This window comes from Gemmatimonadales bacterium, assembly GCA_019637315.1.
Classification (GTDB): domain Bacteria; phylum Gemmatimonadota; class Gemmatimonadetes; order Gemmatimonadales; family GWC2-71-9; genus SHZU01.
Map to the genome: position 1 here is coordinate 77,619 of JAHBVU010000003.1, position 21,057 is coordinate 98,675.

23 protein-coding genes are annotated in these 21,057 nt (G+C 65.0%); 11 read left to right on the forward strand and 12 right to left on the reverse strand.

Going from position 1 to position 21,057, the window contains the following annotated elements; translation table 11 throughout:
• Positions 1-75: 75 nt before the first annotated feature.
• Genes KF785_03915 through KF785_03925 form a run of 3 tightly spaced genes read left to right on the forward strand, consistent with a single transcriptional unit; the run spans position 76 to position 2,556 of the window.
• Positions 76-987: a metallo-mystery pair system four-Cys motif protein gene (locus KF785_03915; protein ID MBX3145890.1), complete on the forward strand. Its 912-nt coding sequence runs from the start codon at positions 76-78 to the stop codon at positions 985-987.
• The gene (locus KF785_03920) at positions 984-2,141 is read left to right on the forward strand and encodes a di-heme enzyme (protein MBX3145891.1); all 1,158 of its coding nucleotides are present in this window, start codon (positions 984-986) and stop codon (positions 2,139-2,141) included. The genes KF785_03915 and KF785_03920 overlap by 4 nt, the downstream gene beginning before the upstream one ends.
• 46 nt (positions 2,142-2,187) lie before the next feature.
• The gene (locus tag KF785_03925; protein ID MBX3145892.1) at positions 2,188-2,556 is read left to right on the forward strand and encodes a copper resistance protein CopC; all 369 of its coding nucleotides are present in this window, start codon (positions 2,188-2,190) and stop codon (positions 2,554-2,556) included.
• A 116-nt stretch (positions 2,557-2,672) separates the two neighbouring features.
• Here KF785_03925 and KF785_03930 read toward each other — a convergent pair whose 3' ends face one another.
• Positions 2,673-2,867, reverse strand: coding sequence for a hypothetical protein (locus tag KF785_03930; GenBank protein ID MBX3145893.1), 195 nt, complete (start codon positions 2,865-2,867; stop codon positions 2,673-2,675).
• 351 nt (positions 2,868-3,218) lie between these two features.
• On the opposite strand from KF785_03930, the gene KF785_03935 reads away from it, so the two are divergent.
• The 4 genes from KF785_03935 to KF785_03950 all read left to right on the forward strand — a co-directional run bounded on the left by KF785_03935 (position 3,219) and on the right by KF785_03950 (position 6,046).
• Positions 3,219-4,163: a hypothetical protein gene (locus KF785_03935; protein MBX3145894.1), complete on the forward strand. Its 945-nt coding sequence runs from the start codon at positions 3,219-3,221 to the stop codon at positions 4,161-4,163.
• Positions 4,160-4,957 (forward strand): glycerophosphodiester phosphodiesterase, encoded by a 798-nt coding sequence (locus KF785_03940; GenBank protein ID MBX3145895.1) that lies wholly within the window; start codon positions 4,160-4,162, stop codon positions 4,955-4,957. Before KF785_03935 ends, KF785_03940 begins: the two co-directional genes overlap by 4 nt.
• A 24-nt stretch (positions 4,958-4,981) precedes the next feature.
• Positions 4,982-5,602 carry a hypothetical protein gene (locus tag KF785_03945; protein ID MBX3145896.1) on the forward strand — a complete coding sequence of 207 codons (621 nt, stop codon included), beginning with the start codon at positions 4,982-4,984 and terminating at the stop codon, positions 5,600-5,602.
• Positions 5,603-5,677: 75 nt separating this feature from the next.
• The gene (locus KF785_03950) at positions 5,678-6,046 is read left to right on the forward strand and encodes an MmcQ/YjbR family DNA-binding protein (GenBank protein MBX3145897.1); all 369 of its coding nucleotides are present in this window, start codon (positions 5,678-5,680) and stop codon (positions 6,044-6,046) included.
• A gap of 116 nt (positions 6,047-6,162) precedes the next feature.
• Here KF785_03950 and KF785_03955 read toward each other — a convergent pair whose 3' ends face one another.
• Positions 6,163-7,359 carry a DUF1343 domain-containing protein gene (locus tag KF785_03955; protein ID MBX3145898.1) on the reverse strand — a complete coding sequence of 399 codons (1,197 nt, stop codon included), beginning with the start codon at positions 7,357-7,359 and terminating at the stop codon, positions 6,163-6,165.
• Between KF785_03955 and KF785_03960 the strand changes: the two genes are divergently transcribed.
• The 4 genes from KF785_03960 (at position 7,322) to KF785_03975 (ending at position 11,852) form a co-directional block, all read left to right on the forward strand.
• Positions 7,322-9,100, forward strand: a complete 1,779-nt coding sequence (locus KF785_03960; GenBank protein MBX3145899.1) for a hypothetical protein — start codon at positions 7,322-7,324, stop codon at positions 9,098-9,100. The two genes, KF785_03955 and KF785_03960, sit on opposite strands and share 38 nt — an antisense overlap.
• Positions 9,081-10,310, forward strand: a complete 1,230-nt coding sequence (locus tag KF785_03965; protein ID MBX3145900.1) for a beta-lactamase family protein — start codon at positions 9,081-9,083, stop codon at positions 10,308-10,310. Before KF785_03960 ends, KF785_03965 begins: the two co-directional genes overlap by 20 nt.
• Positions 10,311-10,404: 94 nt before the next feature.
• The gene (locus KF785_03970; GenBank protein ID MBX3145901.1) at positions 10,405-10,752 is read left to right on the forward strand and encodes an iron-sulfur cluster assembly accessory protein; all 348 of its coding nucleotides are present in this window, start codon (positions 10,405-10,407) and stop codon (positions 10,750-10,752) included.
• A gap of 215 nt (positions 10,753-10,967) precedes the next feature.
• The gene (locus KF785_03975) at positions 10,968-11,852 is read left to right on the forward strand and encodes a hypothetical protein (protein ID MBX3145902.1); all 885 of its coding nucleotides are present in this window, start codon (positions 10,968-10,970) and stop codon (positions 11,850-11,852) included.
• An 8-nt stretch (positions 11,853-11,860) separates the two neighbouring features.
• Here KF785_03975 and KF785_03980 read toward each other — a convergent pair whose 3' ends face one another.
• From KF785_03980 to KF785_04025, 10 genes are all read right to left on the reverse strand, one after another.
• The gene (locus tag KF785_03980) at positions 11,861-13,405 is read right to left on the reverse strand and encodes an amino acid permease (GenBank protein MBX3145903.1); all 1,545 of its coding nucleotides are present in this window, start codon (positions 13,403-13,405) and stop codon (positions 11,861-11,863) included.
• A gap of 64 nt (positions 13,406-13,469) precedes the next feature.
• Positions 13,470-14,279: an energy transducer TonB gene (locus KF785_03985; GenBank protein MBX3145904.1), complete on the reverse strand. Its 810-nt coding sequence runs from the start codon at positions 14,277-14,279 to the stop codon at positions 13,470-13,472.
• Between the two features lie 137 nt (positions 14,280-14,416).
• Positions 14,417-14,761, reverse strand: a complete 345-nt coding sequence (locus KF785_03990) for a biopolymer transporter ExbD (protein MBX3145905.1) — start codon at positions 14,759-14,761, stop codon at positions 14,417-14,419.
• A 63-nt stretch (positions 14,762-14,824) separates the two neighbouring features.
• On the reverse strand, positions 14,825-15,217 hold the full coding sequence (locus KF785_03995) for a biopolymer transporter ExbD (protein MBX3145906.1): 393 nt from the start codon (positions 15,215-15,217) through the stop codon (positions 14,825-14,827).
• A 40-nt stretch (positions 15,218-15,257) separates the two neighbouring features.
• The gene (locus KF785_04000; GenBank protein MBX3145907.1) at positions 15,258-16,004 is read right to left on the reverse strand and encodes a MotA/TolQ/ExbB proton channel family protein; all 747 of its coding nucleotides are present in this window, start codon (positions 16,002-16,004) and stop codon (positions 15,258-15,260) included.
• Between the two features lie 84 nt (positions 16,005-16,088).
• On the reverse strand, positions 16,089-16,793 hold the full coding sequence (locus KF785_04005; protein ID MBX3145908.1) for a TonB family protein: 705 nt from the start codon (positions 16,791-16,793) through the stop codon (positions 16,089-16,091).
• A gap of 104 nt (positions 16,794-16,897) precedes the next feature.
• Positions 16,898-18,346 (reverse strand): HAMP domain-containing protein, encoded by a 1,449-nt coding sequence (locus KF785_04010; protein ID MBX3145909.1) that lies wholly within the window; start codon positions 18,344-18,346, stop codon positions 16,898-16,900.
• Position 18,347: 1 nt separating this feature from the next.
• Positions 18,348-19,016 (reverse strand): response regulator transcription factor, encoded by a 669-nt coding sequence (locus tag KF785_04015; protein ID MBX3145910.1) that lies wholly within the window; start codon positions 19,014-19,016, stop codon positions 18,348-18,350.
• Positions 19,013-20,518 (reverse strand): PAS domain-containing protein, encoded by a 1,506-nt coding sequence (locus KF785_04020; protein ID MBX3145911.1) that lies wholly within the window; start codon positions 20,516-20,518, stop codon positions 19,013-19,015. Before KF785_04020 ends, KF785_04015 begins: the two co-directional genes overlap by 4 nt.
• A gap of 31 nt (positions 20,519-20,549) precedes the next feature.
• Positions 20,550-21,008, reverse strand: a complete 459-nt coding sequence (locus KF785_04025; GenBank protein ID MBX3145912.1) for a hypothetical protein — start codon at positions 21,006-21,008, stop codon at positions 20,550-20,552.
• Between the last annotated feature and the right edge of the window lie 49 nt (positions 21,009-21,057).

Genomic DNA, 21,057 nt, shown 5'->3' on the forward strand with positions numbered 1-21,057 from the left:
TGCCTCGCTGGCCGGCTGCACGGCACAGATCGCAGCTGGGAGCTGGACGGTCGACCCCGTCCGGAACACTCTATCATGACACACCTTGCCATCCGCGCAGGACGTTTGGACCTGCTGACAGTCGCCGGTTTGATCGGGCTGACCGCATGCTCATCGTCGCAACCCAACCTTCAGCCCGATCCGGCGAACCTGACGCCCGTATCGATTCCGTTTGCCGCGCTCGTCGGCGAGCGGTCTTTTGCCTGCGGCCAGACCTACGACAACCTCGGGGCCACAGGAAGTCAGATCACGCCGACCGATCTCCGCTTCTTCGTCTCCGAAGTCGAGCTGATCGATCGCCGGGGTCGAGCGGTCCGGCTTCAGCCGACCACCGGCGACGTCTGGTCGCACGAGGGCGTGACCCTGCTCGACTTCGAGGATGGCACGGGCCCGTGCACCAACGGCAGCGCCGAAACCAACACGGCAGTCCGAGGCCTGGCTCCCGCAGGTGACTACAACGGGGTGCGGTTCACCCTGGGCGTACCCTTCGATCAGAACCATCTCGACCACAACCGGCAGCCGTCTCCGCTCAACGTCACCAGCATGTTCTGGGCATGGCGCTCGGGCTACAAGTTCCTGCGAATGGACTTCCGCACCTCGGGACCGGCTCGACAGCTGTTTCTCCACATCGGCAGCACGGAGTGCCTCGGCGCCGACACCACCGCCCGCTCCGCAACCCGGTCCTGCGGCGCACCCAACCGGGCCCGCATCGAGCTGCCGACCTATCGGGTCGGCCAGGACACCGTGGCCCTCGATCTAAGCCGGCTCCTGGCGGGTGCCAACCTGGACGAGAACCACCCCGAAACGGCTCGGGGCTGTATGTCCGCAGCAAGCGACCCTGATTGCGCCCCGATCTTTGCCAACTTGGGTCTTCCCTTCGGGGCGACCCAAGCCACCCGCCAGAGCACCTTCCACGTCCTCGACCGGCGACTGGCCCAGGCACCATGAAGTCCACCAGAACCCGTGGGATACTGACTGCCGTCACCGGCGGCATCATCCTGCTGGCGGCGATGGCCGCGCCGCCGACTGTGTTCGAATGGGATCTGCCACCGGGTTTCCCGGCCCCGCGCGTCCCGGCGGACAACCCTATGAGCAATGCCAAGGTTTTGCTTGGTCGGCACTTGTTCTATGATCTTCGGCTGTCGGCGGATCAGTCCATCTCGTGTGCCACCTGCCACATCCAGGCCTCGGCGTTCTCCGACCCCCGAGCCCATCCGGTCGGTGTAACCGGGGAGAGCCATCCTCGGGGATCCATGAGCCTCGCCAACGTCGGCTATGCCGCGGTGCTTACCTGGGCCAACCCGGTTCATCGACGCCTCGAAAACCAGGCGCTGGTTCCGATGTTCGGAGAGACGCCGGTCGAGATGGGACTGGCCGGAATGGAGCGAGAGGTGATCGAGCGCCTCACGGCCGAGCCGCGCTACCAGACCCTCTTTCCCGCAGCGTTTCCGGGAGACACTGCCCCAGTCTCGATTCCCAATGTGACACGGGCCTTGGCTGCCTTTCAGCGAACCCTGATTTCCGGACGGTCGCCCTACGACCGCTTCGAAGCCGGCGATGCCTCAGCCATGTCACCAGCTGCGCAGCGTGGGCTCGAGCTCTTCAACAGCGAACGGCTGGAGTGCTTCCATTGCCACGGCGGCTTCAACTTCTCGGGCAGCACCGACTTCGAAGGCAAGGGGCTGGTGGAGATCGAGTTCCACAACAACGGCCTCTACAACCTCGACGGCAACGGGGCGTACCCCAAGTCGAACCAGGGTATCTACGAGATCACCGGCAACCCGGACGATATGGGCAGGTTCAAGGCCCCGACCCTACGCAATATCGAGGTGACTGCGCCCTACATGCATGATGGCAGCCTGGCGACGCTGGATGCCGTCATCGAGCACTATCGCCGCGGCGGCACTCTGACGGCGCACGGGCCCAACGCTGGCGACGGCGCCGAGAGCCCGCTTACGAGCCCGTTCGTGCCGGGTTTCCGCTTGAGCGAGGCAGAGAAGGCAGATCTGATTGCATTCCTGATCAGTCTGACCGACCGCGGCTTTCTCAACGATCCGCGTTTCAGTGATCCCTGGCCCAAGCCCTTCGAGCTACCCAGATGACAGTCGGACCCAGATATATTTCGCCTTCATGAAGGAGATGACAACGATGCGTATCCGTACCCTTGCCCTGTCCCTGGCCATCCTCGGCGCAGTTGCAACCGGAGCCCGTGCCGCATTCCACGCGCGTCTCGTCAAGGCCGAGCCGGCTCTCGATGGCACGGTGTCCGAAAAGCCGTCCCAGGTTCGTTTGTGGTTCAATGAGGCACCCGACGCCAAGCTGTCCTCCGGAACCCTGACGTCCGCCGACAGCAGCGTCATTGTGAAGTTGGTATTCGGCGCCACTGACGACCCCAACTCAGTGGCAAGCCCGGTTGAAGGAGACCTCAAGCCCGGCGCCTATACAGTCCGCTGGCGCACCGTATCGAAGGACGGCCACGGCATTCGGGGCACTTACAAGTTCACGTTCCAGCCATAACGGCTGCCAGGCCCTGCACCTCAGACTGCAGGCTTCTGCACGTGACCCCACCAAACACAACGGGTCCTCGACACCAGTTCGAGGACCCGTGCTGTTTGACTGAGCCCGTTGGGGCTCTACACCGCTGCGAGTTCGGCCTCTGACGACTCGTCGTCGCCCTCGTCATCCGCTGAATCAGCGCCGAGCAGGCGGGCCGCCAGGAGCGGAAGCGCGGCCGGGAGCACCAGATCAGGGTCCAACTGGATCATCTGGGCAATCCATTGGGCCGTCTGCTTGGCCTGCGGTAGATGGTGCAGTACCGGATCGATCATCGTCCTACCCTCGCTTTCCATCGGCAAGTCCCCCAACCCGCCGACGCTACGTCATGACCCAGGAAACTCTCTTTCGTCGTTGCCTGAAGGTCAGCGCAAGAATGGTTCCACAATTTTGCCGGGCTTGGTCCCCCAGACCGGGCCCTAAACGCCACCGTCCCCCATTCTCGAGTTGAGGGGAAACAGCCCATCGGCCCGGAGACAGAGCGCCGGAAAGCAAGGATTTTCCCCAGCTTCATCGGTACCATAGCAGACGCGCATCACATGAGGCCGGGCTGCCATGTGTCGATCCGTCATCATTCGTGCGACGAATTGTCACGTGCGTGAGGCACGACGTTCCGATAGATTGCGGTGCTCGCGATCGTGATCGTCATCACCTTTTGTCGCCGCTGCCTCGTGAACCGATTCTGCATAACGCTGATCCTGCCTGCCGTTGCTGCGTGCCAAGTAGCCACCTTGCCACCGCCTTCCAGCCGTAGCGACGGTGGCCCCGTCGCCGCGCGGGGGACGATCGCGCACGAGGCACGCTCGCAACTGCGCCTCTATCGAGACGCCGCAGGCTGCGAGTCGATTCAGACGGTCAACCGGCAGTTCCGCCCTGTCACGATCACGACCGACCAGGGCTCGGAGTTACGCGTCCTCGAGGAGCAGTATGACATCCGGCGCTGCCGTGACACGGGCGGCGTCTCTTCCGAAGCCATCGTTACTGCGTGGCTACCGGAAAGCCGGCAACCCCGGCCGCTGTTCCGAATCAGCGGCCGAGGCGTGTCGGGGGCACCAGCCGGCAACCTGTACCAGATGGTCACGTCCGGGTGCTGCGGCAGTCGCCCGCTGGCGACCTACCACAGTTTGCACACGGGGGCCTTCCTTTTCAGCTCGAGCGTGCCGCTCCGAGAGATCAGCACCAGCACGACCGGATTGGCCCGATTTGCTGCGTTTCACGATACGTTCTCGGCCGCGCCCCCGCCGGAGACCGCCTCGGATTCGACGGTCATCGGCGTGCTGCAGTGGGGGGATGATCGCTCTCCAGGTCGTCGTATCCTGGTGCACGCCGACCGGCCCGAGGACTTTGCCGCCACCGGATTCCGGTTCTACCGCGGCGGTGTGCCGATCGCGGACTCCATCGGGGTTGTCGCTGCTGCTGCAGCCGACCCGATCTCGCTCCGAATCGAGCTTCAGGCATCCAGTTCCAGCCGTCGCCTTCAACTCAATTTTGCAGTCCGGGGAGACTCGCTCGCACCAGAAAGCGCCGACCTTCCGGCCGGTATTTCGCTGTCCTGGGGTCAGGAGGGGTGAACCCGCTGCTGGACCCCGATCGACGCCCTATCATCGGGCATCGGGGTGCCTCAGGAGATGCGCCAGAGAACACCATCGCCAGCTTCGACCTGGCACTCGCCCAGGGTGCCGAGGCATTCGAGCTCGATGTCAGGATTGCCGCGGATGGGGTCCCGGTGGTCATTCACGATGCGACCCTGGAACGAACCACCGGGCAGCCTGGGTTGGTGAGGGGAGCGACAGCCGCAGAACTCGGGCGGCTCGATGCGGGCAGAACCTACCTGGCAAATGGCCGTTACCCGTTTCGGGGCCAGGGTGTCGGGATCCCGACGCTCAGCAGCGTCCTCGAGCGCTATCCGAACACGCCCATGTTGATCGAGCTCAAAGAGGTGGCGGCCGCCGCCCCGGTTCAGGACGCTATCAGGGCCGCCAATGCCGTTGAGCGAGTCGTGGTTGCCTCGTTTCACGCTGATGCGCTCAGGCCGTTTCCGTCTCCGCCGTTCCTGATCGGGGCGAGCCGGCGGGACATCATTCGCCTCTATCTCAGGAGCCGAGTCGGCCTGGGCCCGGACCGGCGAGAGAATCCCCGGTGCTACGCCGTTCCAGCCCGTTATCGCGATTTGATTCCGGTGCCGACACCACAGTTTGTGGCCGCCGCGCGGCGGGCCGGCCGACCGGTCCACGTCTGGACGGTCAACGACGCTGAAACCGCCACCGCCCTGTGGGACATCGGCTGCGCCGGGATGATCACGAACTACCCGGCCCGGCTGCTCGAAGCCCGGACACGGTGGTTGGGTCCTCCACTCAAATCCTGAGCGGTCCTGCCGATACTCGCCGGTATGGAGATGACCCCAACCCTGCTGAGCCGTTACACCCAGGATGTGGCCGGCATCGACTCTCGGATGGTTGCTCGATACATCGGCAACCTGGAAGAGGGCCGCTCCAAGGTGTCGGTCAACAGCGCGCTCTCCAAGGGCGATAAGAGTGACCACTTCCGCTTCCGCGTCGTCGGGGAGGACCAGTGGCTCCGGCTTTCGACCGGCGAGCTGCGCGACGAAGCGGACGAAGGGGTCGACCTCGCGAAGGACGGAGAGGTTCGCTACCAGCTCCGCAGCCCGTCGGGGCAGCTGATCGCCGACTCGGATCCCAACGCAGGCGCCGCTTACGAAGCCTGGACGAAACTGACGTCGCAGGAGAACCTGAAGCTGAGCAAGGGATACTACACCTTGAGCGTGCAACGCGGCCCGGGCGCGGTCGAAGCCAAGGAGTACATCTATTCGTTCACCTTCCGGAGCGGGGTCGATCCCATCACCAACGACACGCCGGAACTGGCCAGTCGCGAGTTTCTTACGACCGAGCGTCCTGCCCCGGCCAACGCCTTGGGTGGAGGGTATGCCTACGACGCCAACGGGCACGTCACCGCGATCCTGGGCCTCTTCGCCAACGTCCGCGCCTTCTAGCCGATCCGCGGTCGGGGTCGACGCCAAACAACCCACCGCCGTATAATCCGTGGGTCCGCCTCAGGAGCCACGTCGTTGCCGCCTCGCCCGCTGACCCGCCTCCGCAGACTCTGCCTGGCATTCCCGGAGGCCCACGAAGTCGAGGCCTGGGGCGAGCCGACCTTTCGGGTCCGCAACAAGATATTCGCGATGTTTGCGAGCCCCACCAACCATCACGGCGGCGGGAAATCCTCCGTCTGGTGCAAGGCCAAGCCGGAAAATCAGGGGTTCATGATCGCCGCCGATCCGGCTCGGTTCTTCGCGCCCCCGTACGTCGGTCCGAGCGGCTGGATCGGGGTCGTCTTGGACAGCGAGGTCGACTGGGGTCAGGTGGCTGAGCTGGTCGAGGATGGCTATAGGCTCACGGCGCCGAAGAAGCTGATCGCCGCGCTCGATAGCGCCTGAGCGGCGTCACCGCCGCGTTCGCGACCTGGACCCAACGTCTCGGCCGCGTTCGTGGCGTCAACCAGCGCCGACATCCTTCTGGGACCCGGGCCGGTCAGGCGGCGCTCCGAGCGCAACTAGCGATAGATCAAGAAGGGACGAATCCTGGTCTCGAAGCTTTCCCGTCCGCTGGTCCACTCCGACACGATCGACTCGGCGGTGCGATCGGCCAGGATGGCCTGGCGGAGGCGTATCCCCCCTGCCAGCAGATCGAAGTGACGCTCGATGAAGCCTATCTGGTCGGGGTGGACGGCCCGGACGGCCAGCAGCATCACGACCGCGGTACGTGTCGGATCGTAGGCCTCGCGGTCCGTCACTCGGAGCCGAATGCCACGGAGCGCGACGTTCGGAAATTTTGCATCGCCGGGCCGAACCGGCGTGAATCCGACGCCCTCGAAGACAACCCCCGGCAGCCGGGCACCTCGCACCAGCGCGAGCACGCGGGTGGTATCGAGCCAGGGCGCGCCGACCTGATGGTACGCCGCCGGGGTGCCGCGGCCGACCGACAGCGCGGTGCCTTCGAACAGGCAGGTACCGGGATAGTGGATCAGCGCCTCGAGATCCTGGAGATTGGGACTGGGTGGCACAAACGGGATGCCGGTGGCGTCACCGTACATGCTGCGGGTCCAGTGCTGTGCGGGTACCACGACGAGGTCGGCGCCGATCTCGAGTTCCCGATTGGCCAGCCGGGCCTGCTCGCCAAGCGTCATCCCGTGCCGCATCGGCACGGCAAGCGGGCCAATGAAGGAGCGAAAGGCCGGATCGAGCAGGTTGCCCTGGACCCTGCCGCTGATCGGGTTGGGGCGATCGAGGATGATGACCCTGCGGCCGTGCTTCACTGCCGAACGCATCACTTCGATCGCGGTAGAGATGTAGGTATAGTACCGGGTTCCCACGTCCGGCAGATCGACCAGCAGGACGTCGACGTTGCTGAGCATCGTGTCGGTCGGGGCCGCGGTGCTTCCATAAAGGCTGTAAATTGGAAGTCCGGTCGTCCGGTCGACGGTGGAGGCAACCTTCTCGCCCGGGTCGGCGGTGCCACGGAACCCGTGCTCCGGGCTGAACAACGCGGTCAGGTTGACGCCGGCAGCCCGCAGTACGTCGACCGCGTGTGCGCCGGCGCGGTCGATGCCACCCTGATTGGTGACCAGCCCGACCCGCCGACCGGCGACGAGATGCATGCTGTCGCGGATCAGGACTTCGAGCCCGGGACGCACCGGTTCCGGCGAGGATAGGATGCTGACCAAGCCCAGTACAACCAGCCCGAACGCCATGATGTGCTCCCTGATTCGTTCCGTCGTCGTGATCTTGCTCGCGACGGGAATCGTGGCCCCGATCGCTGCGCAATCGCCCCGGACGAGCGCCCGGGTGCGTACCCTGATGGCGCGGATGCCGATCGAGCATCAGGTCGCCCAGCTGGTGATGCCCTGGCTGCTTGGCAACTACGCAGGCCACGACTCTGACGAACTCGCTGACGCCAGGATGTGGGTCGACTCGCTCCGGGTCGGCGGCATCATCATCTCGATCGGCTCACCGCTCGATGTCGCGGGCAAACTCAACTTCCTGCAACGTCGATCTCGCCTGCCGCTCCTGATCGCCGCGGACCTGGAAGGCGGGGCGGCCTTTCGCTTTCCCGGGGCCACACCCTTCCCTACCAATATGGGGGTCGCGGCAACCGGCCGGGAGTCCGACGCCCACCTGATGGGCAAAGTGACCGGACTCGAAGCTCGGGCAGTCGGGGTTCATCTCACATTCTCGCCCGTGGCCGACATCAACGACAACCCGGCCAACCCGATCATCAACACTCGCTCGTTCGGCGGCGATCCGGCCACCGTCGCCCGTCTGGTGGCGGCCACCGTCGCCGGCACCCGGGAGTCCGGGGTCCTGTCGACCGTGAAGCACTTTCCCGGACATGGCAACACCGACGTCGACTCACACATTTCCCTGCCCATCATACGTGGCGGCTGGGCGCGGCTTGATACCATCGAGCTGGTGCCGTTTCGAGCGGCCGTCAAAGCCGGCGTCGACGTCGTGATGTCGGGGCACCTGGCTCTGCCCGGTTTCGACCCGGACAGCCTGCGCCCTGCGACGCTGTCGCCCCTCGTGATGACCTCGGTGCTGCGCGACTCGCTCGGCTTTCAGGGGCTGGTCGTGACCGATGCGCTGGACATGGGTGCGCTGGTCACCAGTTACGGCGGTGGCGAGGCCGCGGTGCGCGCCTTCCTGGCCGGGAGCGATATGCTGCTGATGCCGGCCGACCCTCGGGCAGCGATTGCCGCCATGGTCGAGGCGGTGCAGACGGGACGGATCTCACGGGAGCGGCTGGGGCGGTCGGTCCGCAAGGTGCTGATGCTCAAAGAGCGGCTGGCACTCTTCGAGCGACGCGTGGTGCCGCTGGAACGCGTCGGCGCCGTCGTGGGGCAGCGCAGCTTCATCGACAGCGCACGCGCCATCAGCGCGCGATCACTGGTGCTGGTGCGGGACAGCGGCGCCGTCGTTGCCACCCTGCGTGACCGGCTCGGCCCGGTTGCGGTGGTCAGCTACGGCGAACCGGGGTGGGCAACGACCTTCCCGCAGGAACTCACCAAGCTCGGCTACCGCACGACCCCGTTCCGGCTCTATCCCACCAGCGGGCCCGCCAGCTACGACTCGGCCCGCGCCGTCCTGTCGGCCGCCCCAGCCGCGATCGTCTCGGTTGCGGTTCGGGCTCGTTCGGGCAGCGGTGTGATTACCATGCCCGACTCGCTAGCGGGTCTGATCGATGCCTCGAGTCGCCAGCGCCCGACCGTGCTCGTCTCGTTCGGATCGCCCTACCTGCAGAGTCAGGTGCCCGGGGTTCCTGCGTTCCTCCAGGCCTGGACCAACAATCCCCTGACCGAAGCGGCCGCCGCCGCGGCCCTTGCCGGGGCACCCATATCCGGCAGGCTTCCCATCGATCTACCAGCCGGCGCGCGACTGGGCGACGGCATTGCCCTACCCGCCCACGCCCGATACCATGCTGCCAACCAACCGTAACCCGCTGACCCTGCTGCTGCTCGCGGGCGCCGCCGCGTGCGGCCGGAGCGCTTCCGAAACCGCCCCGGGCGCCGTACCCGCCCCCCTCGACCGCGGTGAGGCAGCAGCCCCGGTCTGCGGTGCCCTGCCCTGCGACTGGTCGCGACTGACCGCGGGCATCGACTCGGCGGTTCGCGCCGGTGCCGCGCCGGGCGCCGTGGTTGCCGTCTCGCTGCGTGGCGGACGTTTCTACCACCACGCCGGCCAGCTCGGTGTCGATCATCCCACAGCGGTCGACCGCAACACGGTCTATGACCTCGCTTCGCTGACCAAGGTCGTTGCGCTCACCAGCATGGCAATGATTGCCGTCGACGAAGGCCGGATCAGGCTCGACGATCCGGTCGTCAGGTACCTGCCGGGTTTCGTTGGTGGGTGGAAGGAGTTCGTCACCATCAGGCACCTGCTGACGCATTCGAGCGGACTTCCTGCGCATCGACCGCTCTGGCAGGATGCCGCCGACCGGACCAGTGCGCTGGCGCTCGTCGTCGCCACACCGCTCGACACCTTTCCCGGTGCGCGGATGGTCTATTCCGACCTCGGTGCGATCACCACGACCCTCCTGCTCGAACGGGTCTACGGCCAGCCGATCGATCGGCTCTTCCACGAGCGCATTGCCAAGCCGCTGCACCTCGAGTCGACGAGATTCGTGCCACCGGAGTCATGGCGCAAACGGATCGCACCGACAGAGCGCGATCCCTGGCGCGGCCGGCTCGTTCACGGCGAAGTCCACGACGAAAACGCTGCCTTCCTGGGCGGCGTGTCGGGACATGCCGGGCTCTTCTCCACAGCCACGGACCTGCTGACCTTTGGCGAGTGGTTGCTCCGCGAACGCAACGGCGCTCCCGGCCGCCGACCCGACAACCCGTCGGTTGCCTCCGAGGTCGCGCGGGAGTTCACCAGTCGCCAGGAAGTCGTCGCCGGGTCGAGCCGGGCGCTGGGCTGGGACACGCCATCCAACGGCAGCAGCGCGGGCACCCGGCTCTCTCGCTGGAGCTTCGGGCATACCGGGTTCACGGGCACCTCGATCTGGATCGACCCCACCCGCGAGCTCGTCATCGTCGTGCTGTCCAATCGCGTCAACCCGACCCGCGAGAACACTCGAATTGGCCCCTTCAGGATCATGGTGGCCGATCGCGTCGCGGAGGTCGCGGGATTCACGGGGGCGCGTTGACACCACAAGCGGCATATCCTACTTTTCGAGTTGGGTTTTGGCGTCAATCACGACGCTGCTATCTGAGGAGGAGTACGTGAGCACCGCTGGAAACATGCAGCTTGACGGCGTCACCATTACGCTGACGCCAGCCGCAACCAAGGAAGTCGTCAAGTTCATGGAGGCCGAGAACGTGGCGGCCGACGTGGGCGGCCTTCGCGTCAGTGTCTTGCCGGGCGGTTGTTCGGGGTTCAAGTACAGCCTCAACATCGAAGAGCAGTCCCAGGAGGACGACATCATTCTCGAGGTGTCGGGGATCCGGCTCTTCGTGGACGGATTCAGCCTGCCGTACCTGAACGGTGTGACGGTCGATTACGTCTCGTCGATGCAGGGGTCGGGCTTCACGTTCGAGAATCCGAACGCGACCGGCGGTTGCGGCTGCGGCAGCAGCTTCAATGCCTGAGCGGGACCGATCCTGTGCAGTGCAACGGGGAGCTTCGGCTCCCCTTTGTTTTTGCACGGCTCTCAGCGAACCTTGCGATCGAGGACGTGCGGACGCCGCCGTTCGACTTCACACCGCGCAGTGCACTGCCTTGCTGCCAGCGCAGCATCCGAGCAATTTCAGCGGGTTGGCGACAGCCCGTCGGCCCTGAGTCGGTCCGAGATCGAGGAACGCACATGATCATCATTACCGCCGATGTCGGGGGCAGCAAAACCTCGATTGCCGTGACCAGAGACGGCGAGCGACTGGTCGAGACCCGCGGCCAGGGCACCTCGGTCCGTCCGGGGCGCGCGGTCGTGGCCGCCACGATGATTGCCGACCTCTGTCGCCGCGCCCTGGCCCAGGCCAATCTGTTGCGCGCGGACATTCTCGTGGTCGGCGCCGCGGGAGCGGGGCGTGAGGCTGACGCCGAAGAGATCCGGATCACCCTCTCGCGAGAACGCTTTGCCGCGCAGGTCGTGGTCGTGAGCGACGTGATGCTCGCCTTTGCCGCGCTTGGTGCCGAGATCGGCGTCGTCCTGGTCGCCGGTACCGGCAGCGTCGCCTTTGGCCGCGCGTCCGATGGTCGAATGGTGCGTCAGGGGGGCTTCGGGTGGCAGATGGGCGACGAGGGCGCCGGCTACTGGATCGGTCGTGAGGCCCTCCGCGCCATGGGACTTGGTGTCGATGGTCGTGGCCCCAGCACCGAGCTCCTCGCCGGTATCATGACGACCATTGGTGCTCCAACCGTCCGCGATGCGGTCGGCTGGTCGACCGTGGCAAGCCCGCGCGAGGTTGCGAGCCTGACCCGGACCGTCGTGTCGGTTGCCAAGGCTGGCGATGCGATTGCTGCCGACATTCTGACCCGCGCCGCTGGAGAGTTGGCCAGGCTGGTCAACACTCTGGCTCCCGAGTTTTCCGATCAGAGCTCGGTCCCCGTCGGGCTGACGGGTGGCCTGCTCGGCCCCGACGGCCCCCTCTATCAACCGGTCATTGCGCTGATCCAGGCCCCGTTTCGGCCCGCCGAGCAGCCGATCGATCCGCTGCTGGGCGGGCCCGCGCTTGCTGCCGGCAAGCGCTGACGAACGAGCTACGACTGCGGGTCGGTCCGGTTCCGAAGCCGGCTCCTGTGGTAGCCATAGGTGAAATAGACCACCACACCGATGGCCAACCAGATCCCAAAGCGGATCCAGGTAATGCGCGGCAAGCTGGACATCAGATAGAGGCACGCCGCGACTGAAATCAGCGGTGTCCACGGCGCCCCGGGAACCCGAAACGGTCGAGGACGATCCGGCTCCCGAATCCGCAGGACCAGCACACCAACCGACACCAGCACGAACGCGAAGAGGGTCCCGATGTTGGTCAGATCGACCACCTCGGCGATGTTGGCCAGGCCGGCGAACGTTGCCACGAACAGGCCGGTCAGGATGGTGCCGACATAGGGCGTCTTGAAGCGCGGATGAATCCTGGCCATCGCGGGCGGCAGCAGGCCATCCCGCGCCATGGCGAAGAAGATGCGCGGCTGGCCAAGCTGAAAGACCAGCAGCACCGTGCCCATTGCCACGACCGCACCGAGCGCCACGATGAAACGGGAGGCGGTAATCAGGCCCGCCGGCCCGTTGGCGTGCTCGAGCGCCGTAATCATCGGCTCCGGCGTGCCCAGCACATTCCAGGGCGCCATCCCCGTCATGACGGTCGACAGCACCATGTACACGACCGTGCAAACGACCAGGCTCATGATGATGCCGAACGGCATGTCCTTGGCGGGATCCTTGGTTTCCTCCGCACAGGTCGAGACCGCGTCGAAGCCGATGTAGCTGAAGAAGATGATGGCCGCGCCGGCGCTGATCCCTTTGAAGCCGTTCGGTGCAAAGCCGCCGAGGGCCGGGTTGGTCCAGTTGATCGGCTCGATCAGGGTCGCACCGACGCCACAGAAAAAGACGATGATGCCCAGCTTGAGCAGCACCATGGCGTTGTTCCAGCGCGCCGACTCCTGAATCCCGATCACCAGCAGCACGGTCAGCAGGCCCACCACGAGAAACGCCGGCAAATTGAAGATGAGCGAAACGCCGAACAGCTTGGGTGCCCCGCTCGCCGCGGCCGCGAGGAACAGGTTGGTGGCATCGGTTGCCCCGGCCGCAACCGCATCTGCTGCTATCTGCGCAGAACGGAAGTCGGTACTCAGCCAGGGCGGGAATCCGACCCCGAAGTGACTCAGCAGCTCACGGAAGTAGCCGGACCAGCCAATCGCGACGCCGATGTTGCCGACGGCGTATTCGACCACGAGGTCCCACCCGATGATCCACGCGACCAGCTCACCGAGCGACGCATAGGCGTAGGTATAGGCCGAACCGGAAACCGGCACCATGGCGGCGAACTCCGCATAGCAGAGCGCGGCAAATCCGCAGGCCACGGCTGTGAGCAGGAACGAAAGAATGATGGCGGGGCCTGCACCTGGTCGGGCGGCGTCGCCAACGATCGCTGTTCCGGTCGTGGCAAAGATGCCGGCGCCGATGGTGGCGCCAACGCCGATCGCGGTCAGATGCCAGCGGTTGAGGGTGCGGCGAAGGCCGCCGCGCAGGGCAATATCCTGGTCGAAATCGGCAACCGATTTCCGACGAAACAATTGAGACATGGAGTGGGCACTCGAACGTTGTGAGCGACGAAGAGCGCTCCCGTTCGACGGCCCGGAGGGAGAATCAGAACGTGAGCGCTACGGTTAGCCTGCCGGCAACGGGAAGTCCATCAGGAGCCCGCGCCGGCCGGAACCGGTAGTGCCTCATCACGTCCTCGAGCTTTTTGCCGAACCCCCGATCCGACGGGGGCGGGGTAATGATGACGTCCTCGACCCCGCCGACGGGGTCGATCAGGAAGGTGACCGCGATGGTCATGCCCCGAAGGGACTTCGGAACGTCGGCAGGCGGCAGGATCAACTGCCTCGGTTCTGGAGGCCTGGCCGAACCTGAGCCACCGATGCCCGGCCCCTTACCGGATCCAACCCCCGACCCGTCGCCGTCGCCGCGCCCTGATCCGGACCCTGAGCCAGTACCGGTCCCTTTGCCCGTCCCGGCACCTGTCCCCGCCCCCGAGGGCTGACCGGAGATCGGCGCTCCAGGAACCGAGTCCAAGGTGGCAACGATGATGGGCTCCGTTTCACGAACCTCGGGCACTACCGGAGCCGGGACGGGCGGCGGGGTCACCGGGGGCGGAACCGGCGGCGGAACTGGCGTTGCAACGGTCACAGAGGCCGCTCGGGAGACCTCAAAGGCCGGGAGGGCGACGACCCGGAGCTGCCCCCCACCGCCCCCACCTCCGCCGGACATTCCACCCTCCAGCAGGCCGCTGCTGTCGGCGTAGTTGAGCAACTGGGTCGGGGCGACCCTGATGATCACCAGGGCCAGGAGGAGATGGACCAGCAGGGCAACCATGCCCCCAACCGGCGATCGGCGGGATTGGGGCACCCCGAGCCCGATGGGCCGGGCCGCCGTTGAGGGTCTGGTTTTCGCCATGGTACCTGCCCGTCCCGAATGCCGCTGCTGTTCTAAGTTGGCCAATCGGCTGTTCTATTGCCAGCGCGGCATCGGATACGAGAAACGGGAGCAGGCGTGATGCCTGCTCCCGTTACCCGATCTACCCTCGAACCGGCTCAGGCCTTCGGCGTAAACCCGATAACCTGGACCCCGGCACCCCGAACGATATCAGACGCGTCGATCCAATCCTGATAGGTGCGACTGGCAGCGGCCTTGATGAAGATCAGCTTGGTCGGCCGGTTGTCATAGATCGCATGGATCTGCGTATCGAGCTGGCCGGGAGGTACCGGCTGCCCGTTGATCTCATAGTTCCCGTCGTCGAGAATATTCAGGACGATCTGGGACGACGGCCCCGAACTGGCGGCTGTCTCGAGCGGCGGAACCTGGACGTCGATCGCCATTCGGGCCAGCGGCTGCGAGATCATGAAGATGATCAGCAGCACCAGCAGAATGTCGATCATCGGGATGACGTTCGGCTCCGCGCTAATTTCTCCAGTACGGCCTACGGACGCTCCCATGGTTCCCTATTCTTTCTTCGGGCCGAACATGCCGCCCTGTTCGATTTCCGTAATCGCCGCCATGACCCGGACACCTGCCCGGCGAGCGATCTCGACCGCTTCCTCGATCTTGTCGAACTTGAGGCCGCTGTGCGCCCGGAAGTACAGAATCTTGTCTTCCGGTCGAGCAGCGTAGATCGCGGCAAGCTGATCCCCAAGCACATCCTGCGGGATCGCGAGACCGTTGAGGAAGTAGCCGCCGTTCTGGTCAATGCCCAGCACGACTTCATTTTCCCCTTCCGGCCGCTTGTCGAGGTTGTCACCCCGCGGCATCGTTGCCACGAAGCCGTTCGAGATCAGCGGCGTCACGATCATGAAGATGATCAGGAGCACCAGCATGATGTCGATCATCGGAATCACGTTCGGTTCCGATGAGACGTTCGTTTTACCTGCCAGTTCTTCAGCTGATGTGGCCACTGCCGCTCACCGCCTTCTGCGCCTGGAACTCCTTGGTGAAGATGGAGCGCCCGAACTCGCTGCCGACGCTCTTGATGAGGTAGTCGATCAGCTCCTTGGAGCTGTACGTCATCTCAACCGTCAGGTTTTCGATCTTGGTGGTGAAGTAGTTGTAGAACCACACGGCCGGGATGGCGACGAGCAGACCGAGCGCCGTCGCGATCAGGGCCTCAGAGATACCAGCCGCGATACCGGCCAGACCGCCAGCCGCGCCGCCGGACGAGATGGCCTGGAAGGCCGTCACGATGCCCATCGTGGTACCGAGCAGACCGACGAACGGCGCCGTCGAACCGACCGTGGCCAGAATGCCGGTACCGCGCTTGAAGTCGGCCAGCGTGATCAGCATCTGCCGCTCGACCGCGCGCTCGGCCGAGTTGATATCGGCAGAGGTGATGGTCGCGCGGTCGCGGAGGAGCGGTTTCACCTCGGTGAGGGCGCCGCCCAGCACGCGAGCCACATGGCTCTGCTGGTTCTTCTCAGCCAGGGCGATGGCCTGGTCGAGCTGCTCTTCCTGAATGGCCCGCGAGAACTGCGGAGCAAACTTCCGCGTCGCCGCCGTGGCCTTGAAGATCTTGATCAGCTTGCCAATCGCCACCGTGAGCGAGAAGAACGACATGAAGATCAGGATCCAGACGATGGCACGAGCGAACGTGTTGGCATGCTCGTACAGTTCGAGAATATCTACACCCATGGGATGCTCCCTCTAGCGTGTCTGGGCAGAATCGAACTGCCCGGTTCAGTGGTTCGAACGGGGATACCCCGTCGACAAAACGTGTTACCCGCCGATCGTGAACGACACTCGCTGCTGCACCAGCTGACGCACCGGCTGTCCGCGAATCCGTGCCGGCCGGTAGGTCGAGCCGAGGATGGCGTCGCGAGCCGGATCTTCGAACGCCTTGTTCGTGCTGCGAAGGACCTTGAACGACTCCGGCTCGGCCTTCCCGTTGGTGCCAACCACGTATTGGACGTCGACACTGCCCGCAATGCCCGCCTGCTGCAGTACTGGGGGGTAGCGGGGACGCTGCTGATTGATCGGCTGGACCGGATCGTCGACTTCGTCGGCGACGAAGGTCTCCTCGGTCGACACCGGACCAGTTCCGCCGACGATGCCTGCCGCGATACCGCCCTCGACGCCCTTGCCGCTGAAGTCCCGCGCGTCGAATCGCTCGTTGAGATTGACCGGCGGGATGTCCCGCGGAATCTCGGTCGGCGGCATGACGGTCTGGAAACCCATCGGCGGCGGGTTGGCCGTGACAATCGCGTCCGGCGGAACGACCGTTGGCGGCGGAGGCGGCGGCGGCTCCGGCGCTTTGAGGAACACCATGGTGGTGTCCTGGATGATCTCCTTCAGCACTTCCGCCGCGCCCGCCGTTGCCTTGATCGCCCCGTAGATCAGGACGACGTGCAGCACCAGCGAGAACAGCGTCTGCTTGAAGGTGCGAGCCCGTTGGGGCTTCGACTCGATAAGGTTCTCAAACATTTTCTGGATAGGCCTCCCGGATGAGTCAGCAATACCCGGTACTAATCAAACCAAGCCGAGTTACACCCGGCTCACTCCGACATGACAAATAGATGACAGAAGGATTAGGCGACGGCGCTCGACTGGAGCGATCCGGAGCGTGGCAATGATACGGTAAAAACCGCGCCTTTGCCAGGGCGGCTTTGGACAGTAATTGAACCACCATGTGCTTCAGCAATCCACTTGGTGATCGCGAGGCCGAGCCCGGCGCCGGTGCCGCCGGTATCGCGCGCTCGCGCGGGATCGGCACGCCAGAACCGATCGAAAATGTGGGGCAGATCTCCAGGCGCGATTCCCATCCCGGTATCGGCAACGATCAGGTGGACCACATCGGCTTCATCCGTGAGGGAAACCGTCACTCCACCACCACTCGGAGTGTACTTGACGGCATTGGTCACCAGGTTGAGCAGCAACTGCCGCATCCTGGTACGATCGATCGGATAAGGCACCGGCCCGTCGGGCACCTGGCTTCGGATGGTCAGGCTCTTGGCTTCGCCCAGAATCTGTGCGGTCTCCGCAGCCTCATTGACCAACTCGCGCAGGTCACGCGTTTCGACGGCCAGGGCGACCCGGCCCTCGTCGGCACGAGCCAGCGTCAGCAAGCTGTCTACCAGCTCCGACATCCGGTTGATCTCCTCGAGCGACTGATCGAGCGCTTCCAGACTTTCGTTCGGCGTGGTGGAGTCGGTCAGTGCCCGCTCGACGCCGGCTCGGAGTACCATCAGCGGCGTCTTGAGTTCGTGACTTGCCTCGGCGACAAAGCGCTGCTGCGCTGCGAAGCTCTGCTCCAGTCGCGCGAACATGCCGTTGACCGCTTGGGACAGGCGTGTCAGCTCGTCGGTGCCACTCGGGTTGACCGGCAGGCGACGGTGAAGACTTCGGCCGTCGGTAATTGCGGTCAGTTCGTCGATGGTGGACTCGAGAGGATACAGACTGGTGCCAGCCAGCCAGGAACCGATCACCACGGACACGAGCAGAACTACCGGGGCCACCAGCAGCATCGAGCGCAGCAGTGCCGCGGGGCCGAACGACACCTCGTCGAGGCTCGCGCCGACCAGCATGTACCGAATGGCCGGGTCCGCACCGACAACAGGCGCCAGATAGAGGCGAACCGGCGACTGCCCCGGTATGATCGTGGTGGTGGTCCAGGTCGGAGTACCATCCTTGACCAGATTCGTCAGTTCGCGAAGGCGCCCCACAGCCTCGTTGCCCATGCTGCCGACCGGGTCGATCACCAGAATGATGTTCTGATCGGTCCCGACGAGAACCAGGTAGTGGGCAAAGCCCTGGAAATACTGCTGGACGCTCTCGACGACCGGCGGCAAACGCCCCAGCGATCGCGACAGGTCACGAAGCATCCTGAGCGTCAGCTGCGCCTCGACCTCCAGTCGATCGTCGAGCGACTGGAAATCCGCCTGACGCCGGTCGACATACAACACGACGCCAAACAGTGTCAGCGTCAGACCGAGCGCGACGACATAGCCGATGGTAAGCCGGCGACGGATCGAGCGCACGCTACACCTTGATCACGTAGCCGACACCGCGAACGGTGTGCAGGATTCGTCGATCATGACCGGCATCGAGTTTCTTGCGAAGGCGATTGATGACGACATCGACGATGTTGGTGCCGGGATCGAAGTGGTAATCCCAGGCATATTCGGTAATCAGTGTCCGGGACATGACGCGTCCGGGATGACGCATCAGGTACTCGAGCACCGTGTACTCCTTCGGCGTGAGATCGATCAGCTTCCCGGCGCGGCGGACCTCCCGCGTCGCGGTGTCGAGTTCGAGGTCGCCCACTGCGACCTTGGTCGATCGGAGTTGCTGCGGTCGGCGCGCAATGGCCTCGACCCGGGCCAGCAGCTCTTCGAACGCGAACGGCTTGGTGACGTAGTCGTCCGCTCCCGAGCGGAGCGCCTGCACCTTGTTGTCGACCGCATCCTGGGCCGTGAGCACCAGCACCGGCAGCGTCAGACCGCGATCGCGAACGGTTCGCAGCACCTCATATCCCGTCATTCCGGGCAGGCGCAAATCGAGGATGACGAGATCGTAGTGCCCGCCGGAGATGAGTCGAAGCGCTTCGAGACCATCGCCGACGAGATCGGCGTGGTAGCCCTGCTCTTCGAGGCCGCGCCGGACGTACTGGCCGACGATCCGGTCGTCCTCGACCACGAGGATTTTCATGTGCGCACCATCGGCAGCACGACCGCAAACGCACTGCCCCGACCCAGCTCGCTTTCGACGTCGATCCGACCACCGTGTTCGCGAACGATGCCATAGGCAATCGAGAGGCCCAGTCCGGTGCCCTGCCCCGGGGGCTTCGTGGTGTAGAACGGCTCGAAGATTTTGGACAGCTCACGGCTGGGAATCCCAGCGCCGTCATCGCGCACTTCGAGCGCGGCCTCCGTTTTCCCCGGCAGCACTCTCGTGCGCAGGGTCAGCGTGCCGCCGTCTCCCATCGCGTCAACCGCATTCAGCATCAGTGCCATCAGAACCTGGATGATCTGCTCATCGTTGGCGACCACAGACACGTCAGGCCCGAGATCCGTCTCGACGACCAGTCGACGGAAGCGCTTGTGGTGTTTGAGCAGAAAGAGAGTTCGTTCGATCAGCTCATTGACGCGCACCGGACTCTTCGGCGTGCCCGCGTGGTGAGGCCGACTGAATTCGAGCAGACCATCGACGATCTTGGTGCAGCGCTGCACCTCCTGATCGATGATCTCGAGATACTCCTTGACCGGCGCCTCGGCGGTCGCACCGATTCGCCCTTCGATGGCAGCCGCGCAGGCGGCAATCGTCGCCAGCGGATTGTTGATTTCATGCATGATCCCGGCGGCCAGCTGGCCGACGGCGGCGAGTTTCTCGTGCTGCAGGATCTGCTGCTGCACGTTGCGGGCGTCGGTGACATCCTCCCCGATGGTAATCACGTGGGTGATGGCGTCGCCCTCGAGACGCATCGGCAGGCGGGAGAGCAGGTAGACGCGCCGTTCTCCGCCCTGCTCGACCACGGTTTCCTCCTGGATACTCTCGCCTGTCGCAAAGACGCGGTCGAACTCGGCCTTCAGTACCTCGACCGGCTGCCGGGTCAGGACCTGGAACACCGGTCGCCCCACCACGTCGTCCCGTTTGAGACCCTGGGTACCGGTTTCCCGTTTCCGATTCCAGAATTGAATCCGATAGGCCCGGTCGATCACATACAGACCGACCGGGAGACTGTCGATCACCAATCCCGTGAGTCGGCGCTGCTCCGAGATCTCGCGCGATCGGCTCGCCACCTCCAGCGCCAGATCCTCAGCGAGCGTTATCGCATCGAGGAACGGGGCCAGGAGATTCTGCAGTACGTCCACGACCGCCGGCAGAACGTCCGGCCCCCCCGGGTGTCGAGTCAGTTCGAGCAACCCGAGTCGGAGCCCGGCATGAACCAGCGGAACCCGAACGCTGTGCGGACCTGCGCCTGGCAGCTCTTCCAGGCTCGGCGCAACCAGCGCCCGGGGCGGGCTGGCAATCCCGGTGCAGCGGCTCATCCCATTGTCTCGCCGCCAGATACAGACCGCCTCGAGCCCGAGGCCCTGCTGCACCGCACCGGCAACTGACCCCAACGTGTCATCGGGAGGCAGGCCGCTGTTGAGGATGCGGGCCACTCGCCCCAGCAGCTCGAGAGCAGTACCGCCAAGCGTTGTCGTCATGGTCGTGCTGTCAAAAGTAAGCCCACTGGAGTCAGCCGACCTCCCCCCGACCGGGAGCACCGAGGTAGAACAGGATCTCGTGCTCTCCCTGGAGTGTCAGGATGGCCTGGTGGCTCTCGAGAGGCACCTCGTCCACCGTAACCCGGGAAACCAGCAGCGTGTCCGGCAGGCTGACCCGAACCGGAATCGCAGGCCCGAACCGCACGGCCAGTCGAACCGTGACCCACTCCGCCCGGGGACGCACCTCCAGATCCAGCAGGGTGCGGTGCGACCGGAGCCGCTTCACTTTGAGGCTCTTCCACCCGGCTGGAAGGTCCGGACAAAGCTCGAGGCGCCCCCCGGCGCCGTCCTGCCGTGCTCCCAGCAGAATCCCGGTGACCCGACCGAGCAGCGCAACCGGCTCGAGCATGCCAGGCTTCCGAACCCGGTGCCAGGCCCGCACATCGTCGATCAGGCCGTCGACCCCGGACTCGAGGTCATCGGGCGCCACCGCCTCCACACGCAGGTGTCCCCCGACCTGGCCGATCGCCCAGGCGGTT